Origin of the sequence: Rouxiella badensis (assembly GCF_002093665.1) — a bacterium.
GTDB classification, from domain to species: Bacteria; Pseudomonadota; Gammaproteobacteria; order Enterobacterales; family Enterobacteriaceae; genus Rouxiella; species Rouxiella badensis.
In genome coordinates, this window is the sequence record NZ_MRWE01000022.1 from 24,639 (window position 1) to 50,084 (window position 25,446).

A 25,446-nucleotide genomic window follows, 5' to 3' on the forward strand; every position below is an offset into this window, starting at 1 on the left:
AAGAATAGACAACAAATTTGGCTCATGGTTGTCCAAAAATGAGTTTATTAAAGTTTTCTTGATGAGTGGGTACGCGCCCGCTGTCTTTTTATTCGAGAAAGCTTCATTGAGTTTTTATTGAGCATTTTCTATGACTAAGCCAGCATTTATCATCACTATCGATACTGAAGGCGACAACCTTTGGCAAAATCACGACAGTATCTCTACGGAGAACACTCGTTATTTGCCACGTTTTCAGGCGCTTTGTGAAAAATATGGTTTCAAACCCGTCTATCTCACCAACTATGAGATGGCCAAGGACGCGCAATACGTTGAATTCGCTACCGACGTTATCCGCCGTGGTACCGGCGAGGTGGGGATGCATCTGCATGCCTGGTATAGCCCGCCACATGAGCCGCTAACCTCTGACGATTGGCGCCACAAGCCCTATCTGATTGAGTATCCTCGAGACGTTATTCGCGCCAAGGTTGATCACATGACCAAGCTTCTGGAAGACGCGTTCCAGACCAAAATGCTCAGCCACCGGGCTGGCCGTTGGGCGTTTAATGAATATTATGCTTCACTGCTGGTGGAGTATGGCTATCAGGTTGATTGCTCGGTCACGCCGCACGTCAACTGGTCGTTCTCGCCGGGTAATCCTGCGGGTCAGGGCGGAACCGACTATCGCCACTTCCCGAGCGAGGCCTATTTCCTCGATCCGGAAGACATCAGTCGTGCCGGAAAGTCGCCGCTGCTCGAAGTCCCGATGAGCATTCATCTCAAGCACTCCCCGCTGATGAACACTCTGAAGCAAAGTTATGACGCACTGCGTGGAAAGAAGCGTTCGCCTTCGGCGCTGTGGCTGCGCCCTTCGGGCGGGAATCTCGAGAAGATGAAGCAGGTTGCCACGCGCAGTTTGGCCCAGGGCCATGACTACGTCGAGTTCATGCTGCACTCTTCGGAGTTTATGCCTGGCGGCAGCCCGACGTTTAAGAACGAGCAGGATATCGAAGTACTTTACCGTGACCTGGAGCAGCTGTTTAGCTGGCTGAGCGAACGTACGGTAGGATTAACATTGGCTGAATATTATCAGCAGAGAGTGAATTAAGAAGATGGCAAAGAAGTTAAAAACAGCCTTATCGAACAAGTTTCTGCAGTTTTACACCCTCTTCGGCGGTCGTCTAAAACCGCGCGACTCGTTTGATCCGACGCGCATCTTCACCAGCATCGTCATCTATTCGACTACGGCGCTCGGAGACCTGATGTTTAACACCCCGGCGATTCGGGCGATTAAAAACCGTTATCCTAATGCCTTTATTACGCTGGTTTCGAGCCATAAAAATAAAGGTCTGGTTGCCAATAGTCCCTATTTCGACGACGTGGTGTATTGGGACGAAAAGGTACGTGATATTAAAAGTGTCATCAAAGCATTGCGTAAGAATCAGCCCGAGCTGGCTGTCATTCTTCACTCCAAACCGCCATACGACGTGATGAGTGCGGTGATGTCCGGCTGTGAGTACATCGTTAAAGATCTTTACGGAGAGCGTCCGACCGGCGTCGAGCAGTGGTTAACCCATTATATGGACAACTTTGAAGGGCATCTCATTCAACGCAAGCTTAATCTGGTGAAATTCCTGGGTTGTGATAACACCAATATCGACATGATGATCCCTGTCGATTTCCCTAAAATCGAAAAAGAGTTGGGAAAAATCATTATCGGTTTCCAGATGGGCGCATCAAGACCGGTCCGCTGCTGGCCAGTGCCAAAATTTGTCGAGCTGGCAAGGTCACTGATGGCTCTCGGTCCTGAGTACGAGGTTGCGTTGATTGGTACCCAGCTAGAGAAGCCTCTGGAAGAAGAGTTCTTCAGCCTGCTGACGGAAGAGGAAAAACAGCGCGTGGTGAGTTACATCGCCAAGACCAGCCTGCCTCAGCTGATGAGCGTCATGAAAAATATGGATGTGATGGTTACGGGTGATACAGGACCTCAGCATTTAGCCGTGGCGCTGAAAGTGAAAACGGTAAGCCTGTTCGTAACCGAAGTGCCACAATACTGTGGGCCTTATCAGGACCCTGAAATTCATCCGGTTATCTGGATGCCGGTCGATCTGGAGAAGATGGATAAGGCCGTCAGCGAACAGCCGCTGTCAATCATCAGCTGCGATGAGGTGTTGCAGCACGTCAAAACCTTGTTGAAAATTAACTGATCCTGTCTGCGGGGAATGTTTTCCCCGCCCCTTTGGCATTTTGCCAAGGCCCGCCTGAAAGAACGTTCTGTTAATAGAAAACCTGATGGTAATCCGCTTTCTCAAAGATTTGGCTGGGGATGGCGCTTTGCAACGACAGGTTAACGACCCTAATATTCTTCTTTTTCAGCTGATTACTGGCATGAGTAAACGCTGGGACGATAAGATCTTCGAAGCTTTCTGCCAGGAAGCTCGGCAGCTTATTGCTCTCTGATTCGTAGAATCTTGGTTTATTAAAGTTGTTCATGTCGAGGCCGATGATATACAGCTCGCTGAACCCTAAAAATGCGGCAATTTGTAACGCCCAATAGGCAACTGTGCCGGCATCGAACACGCCGTGGCGGATGTCAGTGGTGAATCCGATATCAGGACGATTATCGGCAAACGAAGCGCAGCGTACGTTGGCGTAGCAGTGGCCCAGTTCGGTTGCAGGTATCTTGGGCTGGAAGATTTTAAACGCTGCGTCTTCAATCAGCGCCAGCGAGCATTTGATTCTTGCCAGCGAGACGCGATCAACGATGCGGGCGATGCCGTGGGCGGTGGTAAACAGAGTGAGCTTCGGGTCAGAGACTATCTCGGCGACCATCTCGGGACGCTGGTCTAAAAACCCCATATCGACAATGACATAGAATTTGAAGTCGACCGACTTATTCAGTGACCAGGCACCGTTTAACCCCATCGACGGCAGCGACGGTGGGGTTTTGAAGCGGATATCTTTCACCGACGGACCCGTCGCCGCGAGCATGACCGGACCACTGAAGGCCCCTGCTAACGATGCAAGGCTGACGATAGGGATAGCCTGTCCCCGAAAATTCAGGCTGATGATTTCTCCGCTGGGCGCGCGGGAAATCCTCATATAAGGCCAGAGATTTTCATTATGTCGATATGGGCGTTTATGCGTATAGCGATAAATCTGTTTAAAGAAGGAACCCACGACGAATACGCTCCTTATCCAGAAGTTCTTTGACCTGCACAGCGCTAATATCTGACATCGCGTTACCTTGTGTCGGACGACAGGTTGTCTGATTCTGCCCGTAGCCTCCAATCAGGCCGGGATCCGTCGGACCGTACAGTGTAATGTTGGGTCGGTCCAATGCGGCGGTCAAATGGCTGAGGCCTGTATCGACCGAGACCACCGCCTGTGCGCCTGCAAGAATACCTGCAACCTTTTCCAGACTCAACTTAGGCAGAACCTCAACGTGGTCGAAGCCTTCGGCAAGGCGCTGCGCGCGATGATATTCGTGATCTGCACCCCAGGGAAGCTTGATCCGCAGTGGCGTATCCGCCAAAAGCCCAATCAGCTCACGCCAGTTTTCTTCCGGCCAGTGTTTGTCGGCTCGCGTCGTGGCATGCAGAAAAACAAGATACTTGTCGGCATCTTCGGGCGGATTGCTGAGGAACCGCGATGCGATGGCGTAATCGCCCTGCGTGGTCGGTTTCTCGTAGCCTAGACTCTTGGCAAACAGCTCACGAATACGCTCTACCGCGTGCTGCTTTTTGTTAATCGCGTGCTTCTTGTCATAGAACCAGCAGGCGAACGGCTCGCGTGCGCTCTTGCCGTCCATGCCATGCTTCTCGCCCTTGGCAACGCGAGTCACCAGCGCCGCACTCTTCACCAGACCCTGTGCGTCGATAATCACGTCATAAGTTCTGGATTGCAGGACTCGTTTGAAATCGCAGCGTTGTTGGCGGGTATCGGAGCCAAACCAGTTTTTGCGCCAGCGACGAATGGCCACTGGGATCACCCGATCAACGGCGGGATGCCAGCTTGGGATCTGCGAAAAGCCTTCTTCTACTACCCAGTCAAACTTGATGCCCGGCAACGCCCGCATTGCATCGGTCAGCGCAGGAAGTGTGTGTAAAACGTCACCCATAGAAGACGTTTTAACGATTAAAACCTGCATTCCAGCTCCTTGTTCGCTGCCAGGAGTTGCTGTAGCTCACTGAATACCTGCGTGGGTTGAATATCGATCAGGCTCTGATGGTAGCCTTCGGCTGCATCGCCTTTGCGGACTTTGTGGTAACCGGTGATCAAACGAATAACGCGCGCCTGTTCACTCAGCGGCGGCGTGAAATCAGGACTGCTTGGGCCGTAGAGCGCCACCAGTGGCTTATTCAACGCGGCGGCGACGTGCATCAATCCAGAATCGTTGGTCACGATGGCCCGACAGGCGGCAATCAGCACCAGGGCCTGGTCGAGCGAGGTTTTTCCGGCGATGTTCAGACAGAAATCGCGCGCAGCCGGTGATAGCGCCTCGCGAATATCTTCTCCTGCAGCATGATCTTTGGCCGAGCCAAACAGTGCGATTTGATAGCCTGCATCAATCAGTAACGCCGCAAGCGCGGCGTAGTGATAGTGCGGCCAGCGCTTTGCCGGGCCGAACTCGGCACCCGGGCAAAAGCCAATCAGCGGACGTTCGCCAGTCAGAGCAAAAGAGTCGCTGACGGTGGTGATTTCAGTTTGATTAACCGCCAGCTGCGGCCAGAGGATCGGCTGCGGCAGGTCGGCGGCCGATTTAATGCGCGTGGCCTCATAGCCCAGCGCCGCATAGCGCTGGACCATCAGCGGGAAGGCTGCTTTATCGAGCTTGCGAATATCGTTCAGCAGCCCGTAGCGCATTTCTCCCCGCCAGCCGGTACGTTTAGGAATCGAGGCGAAAAAGGGCACCAGAGCCGACTTGAATGAGTTGGGCAAAACAAACGCCTGTTGATAGGCGTCTTTGCGCAGCGCAACGCCCAAACGGCGGCGTTCACCCAGCTCGAGCGCACCGTGACCCAACGGCATCGCCAGGGCCTGATTGACCTCCGGCATCCTGTCGAGCAGAGGACGGCACCACGCAGGGGCCATCACGTCGATTTCTGCAGCAGGATTATTGGCTTTGATTGTACGGTACAAACTCTGCGACATCATCATGTCGCCAACCCAAGAGGGCCCAATGACCAGCGTTTTCATCTCGCTAACTTATTCCTTTAAACTTAACGATTGAGCCAGGCCATGTACTCAGAGACGCCTTCTGCAACGGTTTTGAACGGCTTGTCGTAGCCCGCGCCGCGCAGTGCAGTCATGTCTGCCTGAGTAAAGGACTGGTAGCGACCTTTCAGTTTTTCAGGGAACGGGATGGTCTCGATAGCGCCTTTCTTGTGGAAGGCGACAACGGCGTCGGCCACTTCCTGGAAGGATTCTGAACGGCCGGTTCCACAGTTGAAGATGCCTGATTTACCGTTCTGCCAGAACCACAGGTTCACTGCGGCCACGTCGCCAACGTAAATGAAGTCACGTTTGAAGTCTTCGCTACCGGCAAACAGTTTTGGATTCTCACCGGCCAGAATCTGGTTGTTCAGGTGGAATGCCACGCTTGCCATGCTGCCTTTATGGCCTTCACGCGGTCCGTAGACGTTGAAATAGCGGAAACCAGTGATCTGGGACTCGGCGTGCGGCAGAATTTCACGCACGTACTGGTCGAACAGGAATTTCGAGTAACCGTAGACGTTCAGCGGCTGCTCGTACTTTCTGTCTTCTACGAAGCTGGTGTTCTGGCTGCCGTAGGTGGCGGCTGATGAGGCATACAGGAACGGGATGCTGCGATCCAGACAGTAGTGCAGGATGTCTTTGGAATACTGATAGTTGTTGTCCATCATGTATTTGCCATCCCACTCGGTGGTGGAAGAACATGCACCCTGGTGGAATACTGCATCAATGTCGCCTAAATCATCACCGGCAACGATGCTGGCGATGAAGTCTTCTTTATCTACGTAATCCGCGATATCCAGGTCGACGAGATTGACAAACTTGGTGCCATCTTTGAGGTTATCAACCACTAAAATATCGCGATATCCCATATCATTGAGCGACTTGATAATGTTGCTGCCGATAAAACCGGCACCGCCAGTGACGATAATCATGGGAATCACCTTAATATTAATTAGCGACCGCGCACGATGCCCGGTCATTCAGTTGTGCATATCATACCACTTCATCAGCGCAGTCACATTGGTAAGCTATCTGATTAGTCTCAGAATGCAAAAGCCTATGTCTTCCCGTGACATATGCTACAGAATTAACATTTCCCTGCCCGATCCCTCGTTATTATGTCGCTCAGTTAGTAGTCTCTCTGTTGAATACGTTATTTCAGGAGATAATCTCATGTCGGCTTTATTCTATCGTCGGTTGGAAGACGAGCTCGCTCAGGCACGTTCGGAAGGACTCTTTAAACAGGAACGTATCCTTACCTCGGCGCAACAGGCGCGGGTCACCCTCGCTGACGGCAGCCAGGCACTCAATTTTTGCGCCAACAACTATCTGGGTTTGGCAAATCATCCACAGGTCATCAACGCAGCCAAGCAGGGCATGGACCAGCATGGTTTCGGCATGGCTTCTGTGCGTTTTATCTGTGGTACTCAAAACATTCACAAAGATCTCGAAAACAGACTGGCCGAATTTTTAGGCATGGAGGACGCTATCCTCTATTCCTCTTGTTTTGATGCCAACGGCGGCCTGTTCGAAACGCTGCTCGGCGCAGAGGACGCCATCATTTCTGATGCGCTTAATCATGCCTCAATCATTGACGGCGTTCGCCTGTGCAAGGCGCAGCGGTATCGCTATGCCAATAATGACATGGCCGAGTTGAGAACGTGCCTCGAGCAGGCGAAGTCCGCCGGCGCACGTCACATTCTGGTCGCGACCGACGGCGTATTTTCTATGGATGGCGTTATTGCCAATCTGCGTGGCATCTGTGACCTCGCCGAGGAATTTGATGCGCTAGTGATGGTAGATGATTCCCACGCGGTAGGGTTTGTCGGTAAAGAAGGGCGCGGTAGCCATGAATATTGCGAGGTGATGGGGCGGGTTGACATCATCACCGGCACGCTCGGGAAGGCGATGGGAGGGGCGTCCGGCGGGTATACGGCGGCCCGCAAAGAGGTGGTCGAATGGCTGCGTCAGCGTTCGAGGCCGTATCTGTTTTCCAACTCGTTGGCACCTTCGATTGTCTGCGCGTCGCTGGCGGTGCTGGACCTGCTTGAGCACGGCGGCGAACTGCGTCAACGGTTGTGGGACAACGCCAGACTGTTCCGCCACAAGATGGCCGAGGCCGGATTCCAGCTTGCCGGTGCCGACCACGCAATCATCCCTGTGATGCTGGGCGATGCTCAGTTGGCACAGAAGTTTGCCAGCAGCTTGCAGCAGAAGGGCATTTTCGCCACCGGTTTCTTCTTCCCCGTTGTGCCACGCGGTCAGGCGCGTATCCGCACACAGATGTCAGCCGCTCACAGCACCGAGGATATTGAACAGGCCATCGCCGCCTTTATCAGCACTGGTAAGGAGTTGGGGGTTCTGTAATGAATGCGAGAAGTGAGCAAGATTCGTTTTGAATGATTAATAACAGTTGGCGCGAATAACTAAGGAATTTTTTATGAAAGCATTGGCCAAGCTTTTTCCTAAACAGGGTATCTGGATGACCGAAGCACCGGTCCCGGAGTTGGGTCACAACGATATCATGATAAAGATCCGCAAAACGGCAATCTGCGGTACGGACGTACACATTTATAACTGGGATGAATGGTCACAGAAGACCATCCCAGTGCCCATGGTGGTCGGCCATGAGTATGTGGGCGAGGTGGTGGCCATCGGGCAGGAGGTCAAAGGTTTCAATATTGGCGATCGCGTATCGGGTGAGGGGCATATCACCTGCGGACATTGCCGAAACTGTCGCGGCGGACGTACTCATCTTTGCCGCAATACCCAGGGCGTAGGCGTCAATCGCGCCGGCGCTTTCGCCGAGTATCTGGTTATTCCTGCCTTTAACGGCTTCAAAATCCCTGACAACATTTCCGACGATTTAGCGGCCATCTTTGATCCATTCGGCAATGCGGTGCACACCGCGCTGTCGTTTGATCTGGTCGGCGAAGACGTTCTGGTGTGCGGCGCGGGGCCTATCGGCATCATGGCGGCGGCGATTTGCCGTCACGTCGGTGCACGTCATGTGGTGATTACCGACATGAACGAGTATCGCCTCGACCTTGCGCGCAAGATGGGCGTCACGCGCGCAGTCAACGTCAGCAAGGAGAATTTGACCACCGTGATGGCCGAATTGGGGATGACGGAGGGCTTTGACGTTGGGCTAGAGATGTCGGGCGCGCCGCCGGCGTTTCGCACCATGCTTAACGCCATGAACCACGGGGGGCGCATCGCGCTGCTAGGCATTCCGCCGTCGGATATGTCGATCGACTGGAATCAGGTTATTTTCAAAGGATTGTTCATCAAGGGGATTTACGGGCGTGAAATGTTTGAAACCTGGTACAAGATGGCGGCGCTGGTGCAATCAGGATTGGATCTTACCCCGCTGATCACTCACCATTTTGATATCGATGAGTTTCAGCAGGGTTTCGATGCCATGCGTTCTGGTCAATCGGGCAAAGTTATTTTGAACTGGTAGGGGACTTGCCCCAATCGGTCCATTGACGCTCGATAAAGCTGACCACTGGCGAGTTTTTAATACTGTCGCCCAGCACGCTAAACAGTGCTCCGGCGTAAACCTGTGGCACCGGCTGTGTTACCGGACAGGTTCGAATCCCCTTCGCTTTAGGCGGTTTCGGCTTGGCCGGTTTCGCCGGCGCAGGCATCGGCACTGGCCGTGGGTCACGGCTCACGGTCGCATTAAGCAAGTCACTTGGCCGAACCAACTGGATGTCTGGCGGAAGATGCGCCAGCTCTTGCTGTACCACCGCCACGGTAGTCGGATGCGGATGCCCGATGGCAATGGCGAAACCATTACGGCGCGCTAAGGCAATTGCGCGGTCAAACTGATGGCGAATTTCGGCGTCGTTTTGTACATCATCCAGGAAGACGTTTCGTTTAATAACTTTAACAGAGGTGCCCTGCGCCGCCTGAACCGACTTGGTGCCTGCGATAGTCATGCTATCGAGGAAGAACAGATGATGCGGCGCCATCGCCTGCATGACGTTTTGCATACCACTCAGGCTAGAGGTCATCTTGCTGCCCTGATGATTATTGATGCCCACGGCATAAGGAATGCTGGCAATCGCCTGGTCAACGATACGTTTGACCTCTTGGCTGCTCATGTCGGGGGTCAGGGTATTCTTTTCTAGAGGTTGTTTGCTGATAGGCTGCATCGGGAGATGGATCAGGATTTCGCGGCCCTGCTGGTGGGCCTTCTCCATCATCTGCTGCGAGTCGGGCGCGTTCGGAAAAATGGCCACCGATACGTTAATCGGCATTTTCAGCACCTGATTCTCGTTTTTCGCCTGGTAACCAAAGTCGTCAAACAGAATGGCCAGTTTGGCTGCCTGAACATTCAGCGTAAATACCAACGCGCCGCATAACGTCGCTAAACGTCTCTTTTTATATCGCAATGTTATCTTCCCAACCACGGCAGTGGGTTAACGGCCTGACCCTGACGACGAATTTCGAAGTAAAGGGAAGGCTGACCTTGACCGCCACTGGTGCCCACTTGTGCAATCGGCTGACCGGCTTTCACCTGATCACCCACGTTCACCAGTGCGCTCTGGTTATATCCATACAGGCTCATGTCTCCTCGGCCGTGGTCTACCACGACAACCAGACCATAACCCTGCAACCAGTCTGCCAGTAGCACGCGTCCATCGGCGATGGCTCTTACATCGCTGCCCTCGCGAGCGGCAATAACAATACCTTTGTAACGCAGTTCCCCCTGTAGCTGTTCGCCAAACTGATGCAGCGTGCTACCGCGTACCGGCCAGAGGTCTTGTCCCGCAGGGCGACCCAGGCCGCCTGTGCGTGACACCAGCGATTGCTCGCTCTGCGTTGGCTTATAGGTGGAACCCTTCGATTTAGCCTGCTGTTCTTTCGCCCGAACGGCGGCGGCTTCACGCGCTTCCTGCTCGGCGCGGGCGCGAGCGGCGCGTTCTGCGGCGGCAATTTTATCCTGCAGGCGGGTCTGGTTAGCCCGCAGAACGACCAGGCTTTGCTCGTCTTTCTGTAATGACGACTCGAGCGAGGTAAGCGTTTTCTGCCTCGCTACACGCGCCTGTTCGAGTTTCTGCTGCTGAGTTTGCTGATCTGAAAGCGCCGATTTCTGCTGTACCTGTTTGGATTGCAGCGTGATGCGCTGGGAGGCGAGGTCACTGCGCGTCTTTTTCAGATCGTCGATATTCTTTTGTCGCGCCTGATTGAAGTAGCTGAAGTAGGCCAGCATACGTTCGCTGCGTTGGCTCTCTTCGCCGCCAAAGATCAGCTGAAGTCCGCTTTGTTTGCCGAGGCGGAAGGCCGCGTCGAGCTGTTTCGCGAGCAAGGCTTCCTGCGTCTTCTGCTGTTTTTGGAGTTTGTCGATTGAGGCATTCAGGCTGGCAATGTCTTTATTGAGGCCTGAAAGGGTCAGCTGAGTGTCGCGCAGCTTGCGGCTGGCGGCAGCGATGATCTTTTCCTGAGACTGGAGCTGGTCGAGCAGAGATCCACGTTGCAGCTTTTGAGCCTTAACGCTTTTTTCTTTTTCAGCAATGCTTTGCTGAATGTTCTTGAGTTGGTCCTTGTTGTCATCGGCCAGGCTGAACCGTGGCTGAACCAGTATCGCGCCGCAGACTAGCAGTGCTGAACCGGTAAGAACTTTTCTCATCAAACTGAAATAGATAGATTTGCTCAAACTTTTTTCCGCTTGTCGACCCAAGATGAGAGACAATTTGATCCCTGTTGGCTTTATCGTAACACTAATCAACAACATGATGCGAAAACAAAAAACTTCGCCAGCATCATTCAAGATAGTGCGTTATAGGCTGCCTGTCAGTGAATAAACATTGGTTTAATGAAACGCAATGTTTGGAAATATTTTCTCTGGACCCCCCTTGATTTTTTCGGGATGTGCCGCAGTTTATGGTAATTGGCGGCGCATTCGGGCTGTAATTGCGCAAGACGCAGGGTATACTCGTGAGCCTTGAATTTCCCCTTAACTAACGGGAGTTGTTACACCCCATGCAAGATATTATGCCATTCGTTAGCGCGCACCCGGTTCTGAGCCTGGCGTGGGTTGCACTGCTGATTGCGGTGATTTTCACGACTGTTCGAGCTCGTTTCTCAAAAGTTAAAGAAATCACTCGCGGTGAAGCAACACGTCTGATCAATAAAGAAGAAGCTGTGGTTGTCGATGTTCGTGCTCGCGAAGAGTTCCGTAAAGGTCACATTTCGACTTCAGTGAATCTGCTCAGCGCAGATATCAAAAGCAACAACCTGGGCGAGCTTGCCAAGAACAAGGCACTGCCGGTGATTGTTGTTTGTGCTAACGGCCAGACTTCCCGTTTAGCCGCAGAGGGCCTGGTAAACGCCGGTTTTGAACGCGTTTACAGCCTTAAAGAAGGTATCGCAGGCTGGAGCGGCGAGAACCTGCCACTGGCACGCGGCAAGTAAAGAATATTCCCTATCTTCACTCCATGATTCCGAGGTGCAATATGGCTAAGATTGAAATTTTCACCAAAGCGACTTGTCCTTATTGCCATCGTGCTAAAGCCTTGCTCAACAGCAAGGGCGCAGCCTTTGACGAAATTGCTATCGATGGTGACGCCGAAAAGCGTGAGGTGATGATCGCGCGCAGCGGCCGTACGACGGTTCCTCAGGTATTCATCGACGGTCAGCACATCGGTGGATGCGATGATTTACATGCACTTGATGCCCGCGGTGGTCTTGATCCTCTGATTTAACGAGGGAAGCGCAACTGCGCGCAAGGGCGGGTGTTTTGAAGGCTTATTATTAACTTAAGGGTACTACTTTCATGTCAGAACAGAACAACACCGAGATGACTTTCCAGATCCAACGTATTTATACCAAAGACATCTCTTTTGAAGCTCCAAATGCACCACAAGTTTTCCAGAAAGAGTGGGAGCCAGAGATTAAACTGGATCTGGATACTGCTTCTAGCCAACTGGCTGAAGGCGTATTCGAAGTTGTCCTGCGTGTGACCGTGACCGCTTCTGTAGCGGAAGAAACTGCATTCCTGTGTGAAGTTCAGCAGGGCGGTATCTTCTCTATCGAAGGCATTGATGGTACTCAAATGGCACATTGCCTGGGCGCATACTGTCCGAACATCCTGTTCCCTTATGCGCGTGAGTGCATCACCAGCCTGGTTTCACGCGGTACTTTCCCGCAACTTAATCTGGCACCGGTAAACTTTGACGCCCTGTTCATGAATTATCTGCAACAGCAGGCGGAAAGCGAAGGTGCACAGCCACATCAGGATGCCTGATGAAAACTGTCAATGCTTCAATGACCGTTATCGGTGCCGGCTCGTACGGCACCGCTTTAGCCATTACCCTCGCCAGAAATGGCCACCCGGTTGTGCTGTGGGGGCATAACGCTGCTCACATCCAGGCACTCCAGGCCGCGCGCTGTAACCAGGCATTTCTGCCTGACGTCACCTTCCCCGATACGCTTATCCTCGAAACCGACCTCTCGAACGCGATTGCCGCGAGTCGTGACGTGCTGGTTGTGGTGCCGAGCCACGTTTTCGGTGATGTGCTACGCCAAATCAAGCCGTTCTTACGCGCCGATGCTCGCATCGTCTGGGCGACCAAAGGCCTTGAGGCCGAAACCGGTCGCCTGTTGCAGGACGTGGCCCGTGAAGAGCTGGGTGATGACATCCCGCTGGCCGTCGTTTCAGGTCCAACTTTCGCAAAAGAGCTTGCCGCTGGCATGCCGACGGCGATTGCGCTGGCCTCGACCAATGCTCAGTTTGGTGAGGACCTTCAGCAACTGCTGCACTGTGGCAAAAGCTTCCGTGTCTACAGCAACCCCGATTTTATCGGTGTTCAGCTCGGCGGTGCGGTGAAAAACGTGATTGCTATCGGCGCAGGCATGTCTGATGGTATCGGGTTTGGTGCCAATGCGCGTACCGCACTTATTACTCGTGGACTGGCCGAAATGAGCCGTTTGGGCTCGGCGTTAGGGGCTTCCCCGTCGACGTTTATGGGCATGGCAGGATTGGGCGATTTGGTGTTAACCTGCACAGATAATCAATCTCGCAACCGTCGTTTCGGTATTATGCTGGGGCAAGGTCTCGACGTTCAGAGCGCTCAGGACAAGATTGGTCAGGTGGTTGAAGGTTACCGCAATACCAAGGAAGTTCGCGCTTTGGCGCAGCGTTTTAACGTTGAAATGCCTATTACCGAACAAATCTTTCAGGTGCTGTATAACGGTAAAGACGCGCGTGAAGCCGCAACCGACCTATTGGCTCGCGCCAGTAAAGACGAGTCGGGCAGCCGCTAAACCGCAAGTTTTAATCCACCGGCGGAACAAGCCGGTGGATTGCTATTCTCTGTTGCAGGCCTTAATTTAATTTGCTGTAAGGAATGATGATGTCGTCAGAAGAACTGGAACTAGTCTGGAATAGCATTAAATCAGAAGCGCGTGCGCTGGCTGAGTGTGAACCTATGCTGGCAAGCTTTTTCCATGCGACATTACTCAAACACGAGAATCTTGGCAGCGCGCTGAGTTACATTCTGGCCAACAAGCTCGGTAGCCCAATCATGCCGGCTATCGCTATCCGTGAAGTGGTTGAAGAAGCCTACCGCAACGACGAGCAGATGACCCTGTCCGCTGCCCGCGATATCCTCGCCGTACACTCGCGTGACGCGGCCGTAGACAAGTATTCAACCCCGTTGCTGTACCTGAAAGGCTTCCATGCATTGCAGGCCTACCGCATTGGTAACTGGCTGTGGAAACAGGACCGCCAGGCGCTGGCAATTTACTTCCAGAATCAGATCTCCGTGACTTTCGGCGTAGACATCCACCCTGCGGCACGCATCGGCTGCGGTATCATGCTCGACCACGCAACCGGTATCGTCATTGGTGAAACCGCCGTAGTGGAAAATGACGTATCTATCCTGCAATCGGTTACGCTGGGCGGTACCGGCAAGACGGTTGGCGATCGCCATCCTAAAATTCGCGAAGGGGTGATGATTGGCGCGGGGGCAAAAATTCTCGGCAATATCGAGGTCGGTGCCGGTGCCAAGATTGGCGCTAACTCGGTCGTATTGCAGTCAGTTCCGGCGCACGTTACCGCTGCAGGCGTTCCGGCCAGAATCGTGGGTCGTCCAGAGAGCGAAAAGCCTTCGATGGATATGAACCAATACTTCAACGGGACTCAAGGTTTCGAGTTCGGCGACGGTATCTGATACGATTTCAACGGCATGCGTTCGCGTGCCGTCTCAACACCGTTCACAAGCGGATCAGGCGTCTTTAGGCAGTTCTTTGATGACCGCGCCCGGATACCCTAGCTGACGCCACGCCTCATACACCACCACTGAAACCGCATTCGACAGGTTCATACTGCGACTGTCCGGCTGCATCGGAATTCGGATTTTTTGCTGCGGCGGAAGACTATCCAGAATCGTCGCCGGCAGGCCACGGCTTTCGGGGCCAAACAGCAGATAGTCATTGTCCTGATAAGATACGGCGCTGTGCGCTGGCGTACCTTTGGTTGTCAGGGCGAACAGTCGGCCGGGATTTTCGCTGGCGAGAAAAGCCTCATAGTTATCATGATGCTTGATGTCGGTGAATTCGTGATAGTCCAGACCGGCGCGACGAAGACGCTTGTCGTCCCAGGCAAAGCCCATGGGTTTAATCAGGTGTAACTGACAGCCGGTGTTGGCACAGAGCCTAATGATGTTGCCGGTGTTAGGTGGGATTTCTGGTTCAAATAAAACGATATTAAGCATGCGAACTGCGCCCCTCTGTCTCTTGAGGGACGCAGAATAGCAGAATCTTAGCGTTGCTGCAGCGGCAGCCAGATAATCAGACGTAGACCTCCCAGTGGGCTGTCTTCGGCTCTTACCCAGCCACGGTGCTGCTGAACCGCCGTTTCGACGATGGCGAGGCCGAGCCCTGTTCCGCCAGATTCACGGTCACGGGCTTCGTCGGTACGGTAGAAAGGACGGAAAATCTGTTCGCGATCCTCCTCACTCACGCCCGGACCGTCGTCATCGACCATAATCGTGATCCCATCACCGTCGGCAGTAAAGTTTACCGCGATGTGATGGTGCGAATAGCGCAGCGCGTTGCGCACGATATTCTCCAACGCACTGTCGAGTGCATTAGGATTCCCTACCAGTTTCCACGGGCCCGGAGGGGCGGTAACTTCGAGGGTTTTGCCTACCTGCTCGGCTTCGAACTGAGCGTTATCGATAACATCGGCCCACAGCTCGTTGGCCTTTAGGAGTTCGCGGGTCAGCTCATTTTTGTGCTGGCTGCGCGACAGCACCAGCAGGTCGTTAATCATACCGTCCAGACGCTGGGCCTCCATCTCGATACGCTGCAACTCTTTGCCTTCGCCGTGGCGGCGACGCATCAGGGCCGTGGCAAGCTGCAAGCGCGTCAGCGGCGTGCGCAGCTCGTGGGAAATGTCGGAAATCAGCCGCTGCTGCGCCGTCACCATCCTCTCTAGTGCACTCACCATCTGGTTAAAGCTGGCGCCGGTGGCGAGAAACTCCTGCGGACCTGCCTCAAGTTCAGGGTGCTGCTTGAGGTTGCCGCGCGCTACGTCGTCCGCCGCGTTTTTCAGTTTACGTGCGGGCTTGGCGAGGCTCCAGGCCAACCAAAGCAGAAGAGGGGAACTTATTAACATGGTGACTATCAGCAGCAGCAGCGGCCGGTCAAACATCAGGTTGATGAAGTCGGACTGCGCACTGCCCGCAGGACGAATCAGATAAAGCTGGTAGTTGTCTTCCCCGTCGCGTACGGCGAACGGCCCAACCATCTCGACGCGGCCATATTTCTTTTTCTTCGGCCTGTCCGAGTTGTCGGACTGGCCGATAAAGTTACGTACGATCTGCATTTCATTACGCTGTGCGCCGATCACCCGACCTTCACTGGTGACCAGCAACAGGCGTTGACCCGGTGGTGCCCATTTATCGATGGCGCGAAAAAGCCTGCGCCACCACATCAGGTCGTTGGCCGGATCGCCTGCAAGTTCCGCTTCGACGTGTTGTTCAATCATCAGCCCCTGACGCTGCTCACTGTCGAGCAGCGGGGTCAGTTGACGTGAGTCGAGCTTCGGAACCATCAAAACCAACATAAGAACCAGCGCGAGCGTGAACCAGAAAATGGCAAAAATACGCGCGGTAAGGCTGTTGATCATGTAGCGGATACCATCAGATAGCCGCGTCCACGCAGGGTTTTAAACCACGGATGACCGTCCTGACGGTCTGGCAGTTTGCGGCGCAGGTTGGAAATGTGCATGTCAATGGCGCGGTCAAAAGGCGTGAGGCGTTTGCCCAGCACTTCTTGGCTGAGATGTTCGCGTGAGACCACCTGACCCAGATGTTTGGCCAGCAGGTACAGCAGGGTAAACTCGGTGCCGGTGAGGTCGAGTGGCTGCCCGCCGAAGCTGGCTTCCTGACGGCCCGGATTGAGCTGCAATCCGTCGACTTCGAGCGTTGGGGAGCTATTGGTTTCGCCCGCCTGCTGTTGTTCGCTCCAGTTGGAACGGCGCAGCATGGCGCGTATGCGTGCAACCAGCTCGCGATCGTTAAACGGCTTAGGCAAGTAGTCGTCTGCGCCTAGTTCAAGGCCCAGCACCTTATCCAGCTCGCTTCCGCGCGCTGTCAGCATAATAACCGGCGTCTGATGGCGCTGGCGCAATTCTTTCAAGGTTTCGATGCCGTTTTTCTTCGGCATCATGACGTCCAGCAGCAGCAAGCCGATGCTGCTGTCCAGTTTTTCGAGCGCCTGTTCGCCATCGTAGGCGACCACAACGCTAAATCCTTCAATCTCGAGCAGCTCTTTCAAAAGAGAAGTCAGTTCACGGTCATCATCAACTAACAAAATTTTATTCATTGTGTTTACCTCTAGACGCAAAATACGTCATCAATTGCCGCTATTCCATGACTTTACGTAGTTTTACAAGCACTGACGCTAGTTTGCAGCTCCAGGGTTAGACTGCTTTTCAATCATTCGCGTGAAGCGAAAAAATATTAGGAGTTCGTGATGTGTAAGGTAGCTGCAATGATTATGGCCTCAATGCTGACACTTAGTTCAAGTGTTGCGTTGGCAGAAAGCGCTAAATCTATGCCTGCAGATACTTTAGCTCATGATGGCAATATGTTGGATAGGCGTAATACGATGTTCGATGGAATTAATTTAACCGAACAGCAACGCCAACAAATGCGTGATCTGATGCATCAGGCACGAAAAGACTCACCGCAGATTAACTTAAAGCAAATGGAAACCATGCACGAGCTGGTGACCGCACGCAGTTTCGATCAGGCAGCCGTCCGAGCACAGGCTGAGAAAATAGCGCAGGAACAGGTAGACCGCCAGGTTGAAATGGCGCGTATTCGTAACCTGATGTTTAACCTGCTAACGCCCGCACAGAAAGAAGTATTAAATCAGAAACACGAGCAGCGTATGGAGCAACTCGCCGCGCAGGTGTCTGGCGTACAACCGACTTCACCCCTGAAGACAATGAGTACCGAGTAAACGCCCGCCAGGGCGAGTAGTCAGAGTAAATAGCATCTTTTCCTTGCCATAGACACCATCCCTGTCTTTCCCCGCCTTTTGGCGGGGCTTTTTTTTGTCCAGAGATAACCTCTGGTTGGGAATAAATGTTGCGTATTTGTTGCATTATCAGTCAGATGTATTGATGAACAATGCTATCCTTAAGATATAGGGTTCAATGCTCAATAAAACGCGGTCTTTCTCAGATTACGACAATTTCCATCTAAGGTTTGTCACGAGAGGGCTGTATAATCAGAAGCTGTGAGTAAATTGCGTTGAACAAAACGGAATTGCGATCTCAGGTGACCTGAATCAATTTCGTTTAAGCATTTTGTTATATGATTTGAGTATCCAGGCTTATAGCCCGATTTTTCGCCCTGATAGGGCCGGTTTTGCGGCGGGTATGCTCAAGAATTCTTAAGAAATTGCATCTAAAAGTTCAGAGGTAGTCATGATCAAAAAAATCGGTGTACTGACAAGTGGTGGCGACGCCCCCGGCATGAATGCGGCGATACGCGGCGTTGTTCGCGCAGCGCTCACTGAAGGCCTGGAGGTTTTCGGTGTTTACGACGGCTACCTCGGACTTTATGAAGATCGCATGGAGCAGCTTGACCGCTACAGCGTATCGGATGTGATCAATCGCGGCGGCACCTTCCTGGGTTCTGCGCGCTTCCCTGAATTTCGTGATGAAGCCGTACGCGGCAAAGCCATCGAGAACATGAAAAAGCGCGGTATTGATGCGCTGGTTGTTATTGGCGGTGACGGCTCCTACATGGGGGCAAAACGTCTGACCGAAATGGGTTTCCCCTGTATCGGTTTGCCAGGCACTATCGATAATGACGTCGCGGGCACCGACTACACTATCGGTTATTTCACCGCGCTTGAAACCGTGGTTGAGGCCATTGACCGCCTGCGCGATACCTCATCTTCTCACCAGCGTATTTCCATTGTCGAAGTCATGGGGCGTTACTGCGGTGATCTGACCCTGTCTGCGGCCATCGCCGGTGGCTGTGAGTTCATCGTCATTCCTGAAGTCGAATTTAACCGCGACGATCTGGTTGAAGAGATCCGTGCCGGTATCGCCAAAGGCAAGAAACACGCCATTGTCGCCATCACTGAACACATCTGCGACATCGCTGATTTGGCGCGCCACATCGAAACCGAAACCAAACGCGAAACGCGCGCAACTGTGCTGGGCCACATTCAGCGCGGTGGTGCACCTTGCGCCTACGACCGCATTCTGGCATCTCGCATGGGTGCCTATTCCATCGAGCTTCTGTTGCAGGGCTACGGTGGGCGCTGCGTCGGCGTACAAAACGAGAAGCTGGTTCATCATGACATCATCGATGCTATCGAGAACATGAAACGTCCGTTCAAAACCGAGATGTGGGAAACGGCGAAAAAACTCTACTAATCGCCTCGCCACTCGATTAAAGCCTTCATTGTGAAGGCTTTTTTTATGCCCATGGCTTTATATTTCCAAATGGAATAGCAAGAAAGTTTTTATTCTTTAATACATCCGTCTTTCTCTGGCAGGCTTTATCACTCTGATTCAATGAATCTATCCACATAAAAAATATTTGCTGGGAGAAGCGCATGCGTAAATTGGGAGTAGGGTTGGCACTACTGTTGGTGACCGCCGGAGCAATGGCCAAAGATATTCAGATTCTGAACGTGTCCTATGACCCAACGCGTGAGCTTTATCAGGATTACAACAAAGCCTTCAGCAAATATTGGTTGGCTAAAACCGGCGACAACGTGACCGTACGCCAGTCCCACGGCGGTTCAGGCTCACAGGCGACGTCGGTTATTAATGGCATCGATGCCGACGTAGTCACGCTGGCGCTGCAGTCCGACGTTGATGCTATCGCCGATCGTGGTCGTATCGCTAAAAACTGGGAAACTCGCCTGCCGGATAATTCTGCGCCTTACACCTCAACCATCGTGTTTTTGGTTCGCAAGGGTAATCCTAAGGGCATCCACGACTGGAATGATTTGATTAAACCGGGCGTGTCGGTCATTACTCCTAACCCGAAAACATCGGGTGGCGCTCGCTGGAACTACCTGGCGGCCTGGGGTTACGCACTGCATCACAATAACAACGACAAAGCCAAGGCGACCGATTTCCTGCGCGCTCTGTTTAAAAACGTTGAAGTTCAAGATTCCGGCGCACGCGGTGCGACCAATACTTTCGTCGAACGTGGGATCGGTGATGTACTGATTTCATGGGAAAACGATGCGATTCTGGCAGACCAGAAACTGGGGAAAGGCAAGTTCGAGGTTATCTATCCGAGCGAATCTATTCTGGCTGAACCGAGCGTTTCTGTGGTGGATAAAGTGGTCGATAAACGCGGAACTCGCGACGTCGCCGACGCCTATCTGAAATATCTCTATTCCCCGGAAGGGCAGACTATCGCCGCACAGAACTACTATCGTCCGCGCGATCCTGAGGTTGCCAAGAAGTTTGCCTCTCAGTTCCCAGCTATCAAGCTGTATACCGTCGAGCAGGTTGCCGGTGGCTGGACCAACGCACAGAAAGAACAGTTTGCTAACGGTGGCATCTACGACCAGGTTAACAAGCGCTGATTGTCAGGCTGACAATAAAAAACCCCGCAGTGCGGGGTTTTTTTATGCCTCAAACGGACCTCGACGTTAATCGAGATGCGGCAATCAGGCTTTAGCCGCTGCTGCGGCTTTTACTATCACGGCAAAGGCGTCGGCCTTCAGTGACGCGCCGCCGACCAGTGCACCGTCGATGTCTGGCTGGGTGAACAGCTCTGCGGCGTTGCCCGCGTTAACGGAACCGCCGTACTGGATGATCACTTGCTTGGCCACGGCAGCGTCTTGCTTGGCGATGTGGTCGCGAATGAACTTGTGAACTGCCTGAGCCTGCGCCGGGGTCGCTGATTTGCCGGTACCGATAGCCCACACTGGCTCGTAGGCAACAACTGCGCCTTCGAAGGCTTTCGCGCCCAGAGTATTCAGCACGGCGTCGAGTTGTTTCGCACAAACAGCCTCAGTCTGGCCTGCTTCGTTTTCGGCTTCGGTTTCACCGATGCACAGAACCGGGATCAGACCCGCGTCTTTCAGCACGCCGAATTTTTTGGCAATGAACTCGTCGCTTTCTTTATGATAAGTACGACGCTCAGAGTGGCCGATAATGATGTATTTAGCGCCAATATCTTTCAGCATTTCAGCAGAAATTTCACCGGTGAAAGCGCCAGACAGGTTGGTGTCAACGTTCTGGGCACCCAGAGCGATGCGGCTACCGGACAGGGCGTGTTTCGCCTGTGACAGATAGACTTCCGGCGGAGCGATGGCAACGCCACAGCCTTCAACGGTGCTCAACTCGGTACGCAAGGCGGCAATCAGCTCATTAACCATATGAGTGCTGCCGTTCAGTTTCCAGTTACCCATCACTAATGGATGTCGCATTTTATTTACTCCATAAGGGGACGCGAGTGTCGATTGAAATTTCTGCCGAAAGGGCAGATAAACTGCACAACAGTATAGAGAGTATCAATTACAAAGGCTTTGCTTTTCGTCAAATACGCAGGGTATTAACATTTATAAATGACTAGTTAGCCAACGCTAGTTTGACCGGTTCAACCGCGAGGGTCAGCCCTTTCTCTCCGTTGTCTGAAATTACGTAGCGCACCGCGCCGACCTGTTGCTGGTAGAACGCCATCCCCTTGCCTTTATCAATCAGGCTGTTCACTTTTGCAACGCTCTGATCGACCGACAGGGTCGGGTCAAATTCGCGGATAACGTTCGCCATATAGCTGATTGCCGTGGCATGTGCGGCCTTGGCGTCGGGGCCCTGAATCGGCATGTAGGTTATCTGCATACTTTTGATTTTACCGGTGCCTTTCTCGAGCGCAGTCGAGGCATACAGGTCCTCGTTAATCTTGCTGGCTGCACGCGTTAGCAGGGCATTCTCGGGTTGGTCAGCGATGGCGCGAAACTCACCGATTGGCTGCGTCGGATTAGCGATATTATATTTCTCGCGAAAACTCACCAGCGTCATTTCAAACGTCGGCGCGCCCGGCATCAGATAAGGCGCTTTAGGTTGTTCTTCGGCGGCCTGATGATCGGGGGGCGGATCGGCAAAAGCCACCCCGCCACCGAGAGTCAGCATCAGCAGAGCTGACGCCAGGCGCAGGGGGAGGGTTCTTTTCATAACTGTGTTCTTTTATTTTGCATAGTTTACCAGTAGTGCTCGCTGGTCATATGGCCCGGTTTTCTGCGCAAGTGCTTGCGCATCTCACGTGTGTCTTTGAGAACCTGCTGCGTGTCGCGAACCATCTGCGGGTTGCCGCACAGCATAATATGGCTGTCGTTGGCGTCCATCTTCAGACCCACGGCGGCCTCAAGCGTACCGTCTTCAATCAGCGCAGGAACACGGCCTGTTAGCGAGCCTGGGGTTTCTTCGCGGCTGACGACCGTCTGAATGTGCAGCTTGCCGTCATAACGTTGTTGCAGCTGCTGCATGAGCGGCAGATAGCTTAAATCGCGCGAGAAGCGTGCGGCGTGGACCAGCACGATATTTTTGAAACGTTCTAACCCTTTTCCTTCCTGAAGGATAGCCAGATATGGGCCAATGGCCGTACCGGTTGCCAGCATCCACAGGGTGTCGCACTCGGGGATTTCATCAATGACGAAAAAGCCCTGCGACTCTTTAGTTATCATGATTTCAGCGCCAGGCTGCATTTCGTGAATGCGTGGGCTGAGTTTGCCTTCCGGGACATTGACCAGATAAAACTCGAGATTCGGGTTGCTCGGCGCGTTCACAAAAGAGTAGGCGCGCGTCACGCGTTCACCGTCTATTTCCAGCGAGAGTTTGGCGTACTGCCCGGCGGTAAAGTCATTGATAGGCGCATTAACGACGATGCTGAACAGACTGTCCGTCCAGTGCTCCACTCTTGTTACTTTACCCGTTACCCATTCTGCCATCGACTCTCTCTCCACTTGGTAGGATTGAAATTACCGGCTGATCTTATTCCATATTTTGCAGAAGGATTATCGATTAAATGTTATCAGGCCGTGGCGACAACGACCTGATAAGGGCTATCAGAGGATGAATTCGTGCAGTGCCGGGTCTTTACGGTCCAGAGAATGCGTCGAGCGAATACGGCGCACAGTGCGCGATTTACCGCGGATAACCAAGGTCTCGGTGGTCGCCAGATTACCCTGACGGCTGATGCCAGCGAGCAGGTCGCCCTGGGTAATACCGGTGGCAGAAAAAATGACGTTATCGTTGCGAGCCATGTCGCCAAGCAGCAGGACTTTACCCTCCTCGATGCCCATTTGCTGGCAGCGAGACAGCTCGTTTTCGCCCAGACGACGGTTCTCCGGCGTGTCGCCTTTAACGCGATGCCTCGCCAGCAGGCGGCCCTGCATATCGCCGTCCAGCGCACGGATCACCGCCGCTGAAATCACCCCTTCCGGTGCGCCGCCGATGCCGTACATTACGTCGACCTCGCTCTCTGGCAGGCAGGTCAGGATAGTGGCCGCTACGTCGCCGTCCGGGAAGGCAAATACGCGCACGCCAAGCGTGTGCAGCTCGCGGATAATCTCGTCGTGGCGTGGTTTGGCCAGAATGGAAACCGTCAGCTCGGTCAGTGGTTTATTAAGCGCTACAGCAATGTTGCGCAGGTTGTCGGCCAGCGGCAGGTCGAGATCAATGCATCCTCTTGCAGCGGGTCCGACGACCAGCTTTTCCATGTACATATCAGGTGCATTCAGAAACGAGCCTTTGTCACCAACCGCCAGTACGGCCACCGCATTTCCCTGACCCATGGCGGTCATACGCGTGCCTTCAATCGGATCGACGGCGATATCGACGGCATCCCCGTTGCCTGTTCCTACTTTTTCTCCGATATACAGCATCGGCGCTTCATCAATCTCGCCTTCACCGATCACAATTTCACCGGCAATGTCCAGCGTATTCAGCGTGATGCGCATGGCCTGCACGGCGGCGTTGTCAGCAAGATTTTTGTCGCCACGCCCCAGCCATTTGTAACCGGCAAGTGCAGCAGCTTCTGTCACGCGGGAGAACTCGATAGCTAATTCACGTTTCATGGATAAATCCGTTTTAAGAAAAATGAGGGCGGTGAGCAGAGGCTCATCTCAGGCCACAAAGTCTATCATAGCGGGGAGGCAGAAAAGAAAAACTCCCCGGATGGGGAGTTTTTTAGAAACGGAAAGCGGTGAGTATTTATTCGTGATCTTCCCAGGCGCGTACGCGGGCTACGGCCTTCTGCCAGCCTTTGTAGCGATAGTTACGCTCGGTGGTTTCGATACCCGGACGGAACTCTTTCTCGATAACGGCCTTGCTGCGAACTTCATCCAGGTCGCTCCAGAAACCGACGGCCAGGCCTGCCAGGAAAGCCGAACCGAGCGCAGTGACTTCGCGCACTTCAGGGCGTTCAACGCGGGTGCCGAGAATGTCTGACTGGAACTGCATCAGGAAGTTGTTGGCTACCGCACCGCCGTCAACGCGCAGCGACTGTAGACGGGTACCGGAGTCTGCCTGCATCGCGTCAATGACATCACGCGTCTGGAAAGCGATAGACTCAAGCGTTGCGCGAATAATGTGGTTGCTGTTGGCTCCGCGGCTGAGGCCGAAGATAGCGCCACGGGCATACGGGTCCCAGTAAGGCGCACCGAGGCCGGTAAAGGCAGGCACCACGTAAACGCCGTTGGTATCTTTTACCTTCGAGGCAAAGTATTCGGAGTCTGCGGCATCGTTGATCATCTTCAGCTCGTCACGCAGCCACTGGATAGATGCTCCCCCCACGAACACCGCACCTTCTAGCGCATAGTTCACTTCGCCGCGCGGACCACAGGCAATGGTCGTCAGTAGACCATTTTTAGAAACCACAGCTTCGGTACCGGTGTTCATTAATAGGAAACAGCCGGTGCCATAAGTGTTTTTCGCCATCCCAGGCTGTACGCAAAGCTGGCCGTAAAGCGCCGCCTGCTGGTCACCGGCGATCCCGGCGATTGGAATACGTGTCCCGCCTTTACCCCCGATGTTAGTCTGGCCGTAGATTTCTGAGGACGGACGTACTTCCGGCAGCATTTCACGTGGAACATCCAGCGCTTCAAGTAAACGGTCGTCCCACTCCAGGCTGTGAATGTTGAACATCATAGTGCGTGACGCATTGGTGTAGTCGGTGATATGAACCCGTCCCTGCGTCATTTTCCACACCAGCCAGGTATCAACGGTACCGAACAGCAGTTCGCCGCGTTTGGCGCGCTCACGTGAACCTTCCACGTGGTCCAGGATCCATTTCACCTTGGTACCCGAGAAATACGGGTCGACCACAAGGCCGGTATTATGACGGATATACTCTTCCATTCCGTCCTTTTTCAACTGTTCACAAATCTCTGCGGTTCGACGACACTGCCAGACGATTGCGTTATAAATTGGCTTGCCGGTTTCTTTTTCCCAGACGATGGTAGTTTCACGCTGGTTGGTGATACCGATACCGGCGATTTGGTCAGAGTTAATATCAGCCTTTGCCAGAACTTCAACCAGGACAGAGCTTTGTGAAGACCAAATTTCCATCGGGTCATGCTCGACCCAGCCAGCCTTAGGGTAGATCTGGGTGAATTCGCGCTGTGAGACGCTAACGATGTTGGCATCGTGATCGAGCACTACGGCGCGTGAACTGGTGGTACCCTGGTCGAGTGCAACGATATATTTTTTTTCGTGTGTCTTATCTGCTGTCATGATTTATGTCC

26 protein-coding genes are annotated in these 25,446 nt (G+C 53.3%); 12 read left to right on the forward strand and 14 right to left on the reverse strand.

Features of this window, described 5'->3' with window-relative positions; translation table 11 throughout:
* Nucleotides 1-130 precede the first annotated feature (130 nt).
* Together BS640_RS13760 and BS640_RS13765 are read left to right on the forward strand one after the other, a co-directional pair.
* Nucleotides 131-1,087, forward strand: a complete 957-nt coding sequence (locus tag BS640_RS13760) for a polysaccharide deacetylase family protein (RefSeq protein ID WP_017493305.1) — start codon at nt 131-133, stop codon at nt 1,085-1,087.
* Between the two features lie 4 nt (nt 1,088-1,091).
* Nucleotides 1,092-2,186, forward strand: coding sequence for a glycosyltransferase family 9 protein (locus BS640_RS13765; protein ID WP_084912775.1), 1,095 nt, complete (start codon nt 1,092-1,094; stop codon nt 2,184-2,186).
* A 70-nt stretch (nt 2,187-2,256) separates the two neighbouring features.
* Here the strand turns inward: BS640_RS13765 and BS640_RS13770 are convergent, their stop codons facing one another.
* Genes BS640_RS13770 through rfaD form a run of 4 tightly spaced genes read right to left on the reverse strand, consistent with a single transcriptional unit; the run spans nt 2,257 to nt 6,128 of the window.
* A complete protein-coding gene (locus BS640_RS13770; protein ID WP_017491024.1) occupies nt 2,257-3,159 on the reverse strand; it encodes a hypothetical protein in 903 nt (300 codons plus the stop codon).
* Nucleotides 3,143-4,129 (reverse strand): lipopolysaccharide heptosyltransferase RfaC, encoded by a 987-nt coding sequence (gene rfaC / locus BS640_RS13775; protein ID WP_017491025.1) that lies wholly within the window; start codon nt 4,127-4,129, stop codon nt 3,143-3,145. Before rfaC ends, BS640_RS13770 begins: the two co-directional genes overlap by 17 nt.
* A complete protein-coding gene (rfaF, locus tag BS640_RS13780; RefSeq protein ID WP_084912776.1) occupies nt 4,117-5,178 on the reverse strand; it encodes an ADP-heptose--LPS heptosyltransferase RfaF in 1,062 nt (353 codons plus the stop codon). The genes rfaC and rfaF overlap by 13 nt, the downstream gene beginning before the upstream one ends.
* A 23-nt stretch (nt 5,179-5,201) precedes the next feature.
* Complete coding sequence (gene rfaD, locus BS640_RS13785) at nt 5,202-6,128, reverse strand: ADP-glyceromanno-heptose 6-epimerase (protein ID WP_017491027.1); 927 nt, start codon at nt 6,126-6,128, stop codon at nt 5,202-5,204.
* Nucleotides 6,129-6,369: 241 nt separating this feature from the next.
* Between rfaD and BS640_RS13790 the strand changes: the two genes are divergently transcribed.
* Nucleotides 6,370-7,563, forward strand: coding sequence for a glycine C-acetyltransferase (locus tag BS640_RS13790; RefSeq protein WP_017491028.1), 1,194 nt, complete (start codon nt 6,370-6,372; stop codon nt 7,561-7,563).
* 73 nt (nt 7,564-7,636) lie between these two features.
* On the forward strand, nt 7,637-8,659 hold the full coding sequence (tdh, locus tag BS640_RS13795) for an L-threonine 3-dehydrogenase (RefSeq protein WP_017491029.1): 1,023 nt from the start codon (nt 7,637-7,639) through the stop codon (nt 8,657-8,659).
* On the opposite strand, the gene BS640_RS13800 is transcribed toward tdh, so the two are convergent.
* Together BS640_RS13800 and envC are read right to left on the reverse strand one after the other, a co-directional pair.
* Nucleotides 8,643-9,596 carry a divergent polysaccharide deacetylase family protein gene (locus tag BS640_RS13800; protein WP_084912777.1) on the reverse strand — a complete coding sequence of 318 codons (954 nt, stop codon included), beginning with the start codon at nt 9,594-9,596 and terminating at the stop codon, nt 8,643-8,645. The genes tdh and BS640_RS13800 overlap by 17 nt on opposite strands.
* Nucleotides 9,597-9,598: 2 nt before the next feature.
* Complete coding sequence (gene envC / locus BS640_RS13805; RefSeq protein ID WP_084912778.1) at nt 9,599-10,861, reverse strand: murein hydrolase activator EnvC; 1,263 nt, start codon at nt 10,859-10,861, stop codon at nt 9,599-9,601.
* A gap of 326 nt (nt 10,862-11,187) precedes the next feature.
* Between envC and BS640_RS13810 the strand changes: the two genes are divergently transcribed.
* From BS640_RS13810 to cysE, 5 genes are all read left to right on the forward strand, one after another.
* Nucleotides 11,188-11,619: a rhodanese-like domain-containing protein gene (locus BS640_RS13810; RefSeq protein WP_017491032.1), complete on the forward strand. Its 432-nt coding sequence runs from the start codon at nt 11,188-11,190 to the stop codon at nt 11,617-11,619.
* Between the two features lie 41 nt (nt 11,620-11,660).
* On the forward strand, nt 11,661-11,909 hold the full coding sequence (gene grxC / locus BS640_RS13815; protein ID WP_017491033.1) for a glutaredoxin 3: 249 nt from the start codon (nt 11,661-11,663) through the stop codon (nt 11,907-11,909).
* 71 nt (nt 11,910-11,980) lie between these two features.
* A complete protein-coding gene (secB, locus tag BS640_RS13820; protein ID WP_017491034.1) occupies nt 11,981-12,451 on the forward strand; it encodes a protein-export chaperone SecB in 471 nt (156 codons plus the stop codon).
* A complete protein-coding gene (gpsA, locus tag BS640_RS13825; protein WP_084912779.1) occupies nt 12,451-13,470 on the forward strand; it encodes an NAD(P)H-dependent glycerol-3-phosphate dehydrogenase in 1,020 nt (339 codons plus the stop codon). The genes secB and gpsA overlap by 1 nt, the downstream gene beginning before the upstream one ends.
* A gap of 89 nt (nt 13,471-13,559) precedes the next feature.
* Nucleotides 13,560-14,378 (forward strand): serine O-acetyltransferase, encoded by an 819-nt coding sequence (gene cysE, locus BS640_RS13830; protein ID WP_017491036.1) that lies wholly within the window; start codon nt 13,560-13,562, stop codon nt 14,376-14,378.
* A gap of 54 nt (nt 14,379-14,432) precedes the next feature.
* Here cysE and trmL read toward each other — a convergent pair whose 3' ends face one another.
* From trmL to cpxR, 3 genes are read right to left on the reverse strand one after another with little or no spacing between them, the layout of a single operon-like run.
* The gene (trmL, locus tag BS640_RS13835) at nt 14,433-14,921 is read right to left on the reverse strand and encodes a tRNA (uridine(34)/cytosine(34)/5-carboxymethylaminomethyluridine(34)-2'-O)-methyltransferase TrmL (RefSeq protein ID WP_017491037.1); all 489 of its coding nucleotides are present in this window, start codon (nt 14,919-14,921) and stop codon (nt 14,433-14,435) included.
* A gap of 47 nt (nt 14,922-14,968) precedes the next feature.
* Nucleotides 14,969-16,339: an envelope stress sensor histidine kinase CpxA gene (cpxA, locus tag BS640_RS13840; protein ID WP_017491038.1), complete on the reverse strand. Its 1,371-nt coding sequence runs from the start codon at nt 16,337-16,339 to the stop codon at nt 14,969-14,971.
* The gene (gene cpxR / locus BS640_RS13845; protein WP_017491039.1) at nt 16,336-17,037 is read right to left on the reverse strand and encodes an envelope stress response regulator transcription factor CpxR; all 702 of its coding nucleotides are present in this window, start codon (nt 17,035-17,037) and stop codon (nt 16,336-16,338) included. Before cpxR ends, cpxA begins: the two co-directional genes overlap by 4 nt.
* A gap of 150 nt (nt 17,038-17,187) precedes the next feature.
* Between cpxR and cpxP the strand changes: the two genes are divergently transcribed.
* From cpxP to BS640_RS13860, 3 genes are all read left to right on the forward strand, one after another.
* Nucleotides 17,188-17,679, forward strand: coding sequence for a cell-envelope stress modulator CpxP (gene cpxP, locus BS640_RS13850; protein ID WP_026110414.1), 492 nt, complete (start codon nt 17,188-17,190; stop codon nt 17,677-17,679).
* A 469-nt stretch (nt 17,680-18,148) separates the two neighbouring features.
* Nucleotides 18,149-19,111 (forward strand): 6-phosphofructokinase, encoded by a 963-nt coding sequence (gene pfkA, locus BS640_RS13855; protein WP_017491041.1) that lies wholly within the window; start codon nt 18,149-18,151, stop codon nt 19,109-19,111.
* 182 nt (nt 19,112-19,293) lie between these two features.
* Nucleotides 19,294-20,283 carry a sulfate ABC transporter substrate-binding protein gene (locus BS640_RS13860; RefSeq protein ID WP_017491042.1) on the forward strand — a complete coding sequence of 330 codons (990 nt, stop codon included), beginning with the start codon at nt 19,294-19,296 and terminating at the stop codon, nt 20,281-20,283.
* 84 nt (nt 20,284-20,367) lie between these two features.
* Here BS640_RS13860 and tpiA read toward each other — a convergent pair whose 3' ends face one another.
* From tpiA to glpK, 5 genes are all read right to left on the reverse strand, one after another.
* Nucleotides 20,368-21,132 (reverse strand): triose-phosphate isomerase, encoded by a 765-nt coding sequence (gene tpiA / locus BS640_RS13865; RefSeq protein WP_084912780.1) that lies wholly within the window; start codon nt 21,130-21,132, stop codon nt 20,368-20,370.
* 142 nt (nt 21,133-21,274) lie between these two features.
* Nucleotides 21,275-21,877: a DUF1454 family protein gene (locus tag BS640_RS13870; protein ID WP_017491044.1), complete on the reverse strand. Its 603-nt coding sequence runs from the start codon at nt 21,875-21,877 to the stop codon at nt 21,275-21,277.
* A 26-nt stretch (nt 21,878-21,903) separates the two neighbouring features.
* Nucleotides 21,904-22,650: a ferredoxin--NADP(+) reductase gene (gene fpr / locus BS640_RS13875; RefSeq protein ID WP_017491045.1), complete on the reverse strand. Its 747-nt coding sequence runs from the start codon at nt 22,648-22,650 to the stop codon at nt 21,904-21,906.
* 117 nt (nt 22,651-22,767) lie between these two features.
* Nucleotides 22,768-23,778 (reverse strand): class II fructose-bisphosphatase, encoded by a 1,011-nt coding sequence (gene glpX, locus BS640_RS13880; RefSeq protein ID WP_017491046.1) that lies wholly within the window; start codon nt 23,776-23,778, stop codon nt 22,768-22,770.
* A 136-nt stretch (nt 23,779-23,914) separates the two neighbouring features.
* Entirely contained in the window at nt 23,915-25,435 is a 1,521-nt protein-coding gene (glpK, locus tag BS640_RS13885) for a glycerol kinase GlpK (RefSeq protein ID WP_017491047.1), read from the reverse strand.
* Nucleotides 25,436-25,446: the final 11 nt, after the last annotated feature.

What these genes read in the sequence shown, in the direction of transcription:
- BS640_RS13760 (WP_017493305.1), top strand. Translation starts at nt 131, where the DNA reads ATGACTAAGCCAGCATTTATCATCACTATCGATACTGAAGGCGACAAC.
- BS640_RS13765 (WP_084912775.1), top strand. Translation starts at nt 1,092, where the DNA reads ATGGCAAAGAAGTTAAAAACAGCCTTATCGAACAAGTTTCTGCAGTTT.
- rfaC (WP_017491025.1), bottom strand. Translation starts at nt 4,129, where the DNA reads ATGCAGGTTTTAATCGTTAAAACGTCTTCTATGGGTGACGTTTTACAC.
- rfaF (WP_084912776.1), bottom strand. Translation starts at nt 5,178, where the DNA reads ATGAAAACGCTGGTCATTGGGCCCTCTTGGGTTGGCGACATGATGATG.
- rfaD (WP_017491027.1), bottom strand. Translation starts at nt 6,128, where the DNA reads ATGATTATCGTCACTGGCGGTGCCGGTTTTATCGGCAGCAACATTATC.
- BS640_RS13790 (WP_017491028.1), top strand. Translation starts at nt 6,370, where the DNA reads ATGTCGGCTTTATTCTATCGTCGGTTGGAAGACGAGCTCGCTCAGGCA.
- tdh (WP_017491029.1), top strand. Translation starts at nt 7,637, where the DNA reads ATGAAAGCATTGGCCAAGCTTTTTCCTAAACAGGGTATCTGGATGACC.
- BS640_RS13810 (WP_017491032.1), top strand. Translation starts at nt 11,188, where the DNA reads ATGCAAGATATTATGCCATTCGTTAGCGCGCACCCGGTTCTGAGCCTG.
- grxC (WP_017491033.1), top strand. Translation starts at nt 11,661, where the DNA reads ATGGCTAAGATTGAAATTTTCACCAAAGCGACTTGTCCTTATTGCCAT.
- secB (WP_017491034.1), top strand. Translation starts at nt 11,981, where the DNA reads ATGTCAGAACAGAACAACACCGAGATGACTTTCCAGATCCAACGTATT.
- gpsA (WP_084912779.1), top strand. Translation starts at nt 12,451, where the DNA reads ATGAAAACTGTCAATGCTTCAATGACCGTTATCGGTGCCGGCTCGTAC.
- cysE (WP_017491036.1), top strand. Translation starts at nt 13,560, where the DNA reads ATGTCGTCAGAAGAACTGGAACTAGTCTGGAATAGCATTAAATCAGAA.
- trmL (WP_017491037.1), bottom strand. Translation starts at nt 14,921, where the DNA reads ATGCTTAATATCGTTTTATTTGAACCAGAAATCCCACCTAACACCGGC.
- cpxA (WP_017491038.1), bottom strand. Translation starts at nt 16,339, where the DNA reads ATGATCAACAGCCTTACCGCGCGTATTTTTGCCATTTTCTGGTTCACG.
- cpxR (WP_017491039.1), bottom strand. Translation starts at nt 17,037, where the DNA reads ATGAATAAAATTTTGTTAGTTGATGATGACCGTGAACTGACTTCTCTT.
- cpxP (WP_026110414.1), top strand. Translation starts at nt 17,188, where the DNA reads ATGTGTAAGGTAGCTGCAATGATTATGGCCTCAATGCTGACACTTAGT.
- pfkA (WP_017491041.1), top strand. Translation starts at nt 18,149, where the DNA reads ATGATCAAAAAAATCGGTGTACTGACAAGTGGTGGCGACGCCCCCGGC.
- BS640_RS13860 (WP_017491042.1), top strand. Translation starts at nt 19,294, where the DNA reads ATGCGTAAATTGGGAGTAGGGTTGGCACTACTGTTGGTGACCGCCGGA.
- tpiA (WP_084912780.1), bottom strand. Translation starts at nt 21,132, where the DNA reads ATGCGACATCCATTAGTGATGGGTAACTGGAAACTGAACGGCAGCACT.
- BS640_RS13870 (WP_017491044.1), bottom strand. Translation starts at nt 21,877, where the DNA reads ATGAAAAGAACCCTCCCCCTGCGCCTGGCGTCAGCTCTGCTGATGCTG.
- fpr (WP_017491045.1), bottom strand. Translation starts at nt 22,650, where the DNA reads ATGGCAGAATGGGTAACGGGTAAAGTAACAAGAGTGGAGCACTGGACG.
- glpX (WP_017491046.1), bottom strand. Translation starts at nt 23,778, where the DNA reads ATGAAACGTGAATTAGCTATCGAGTTCTCCCGCGTGACAGAAGCTGCT.
- glpK (WP_017491047.1), bottom strand. Translation starts at nt 25,435, where the DNA reads ATGACAGCAGATAAGACACACGAAAAAAAATATATCGTTGCACTCGAC.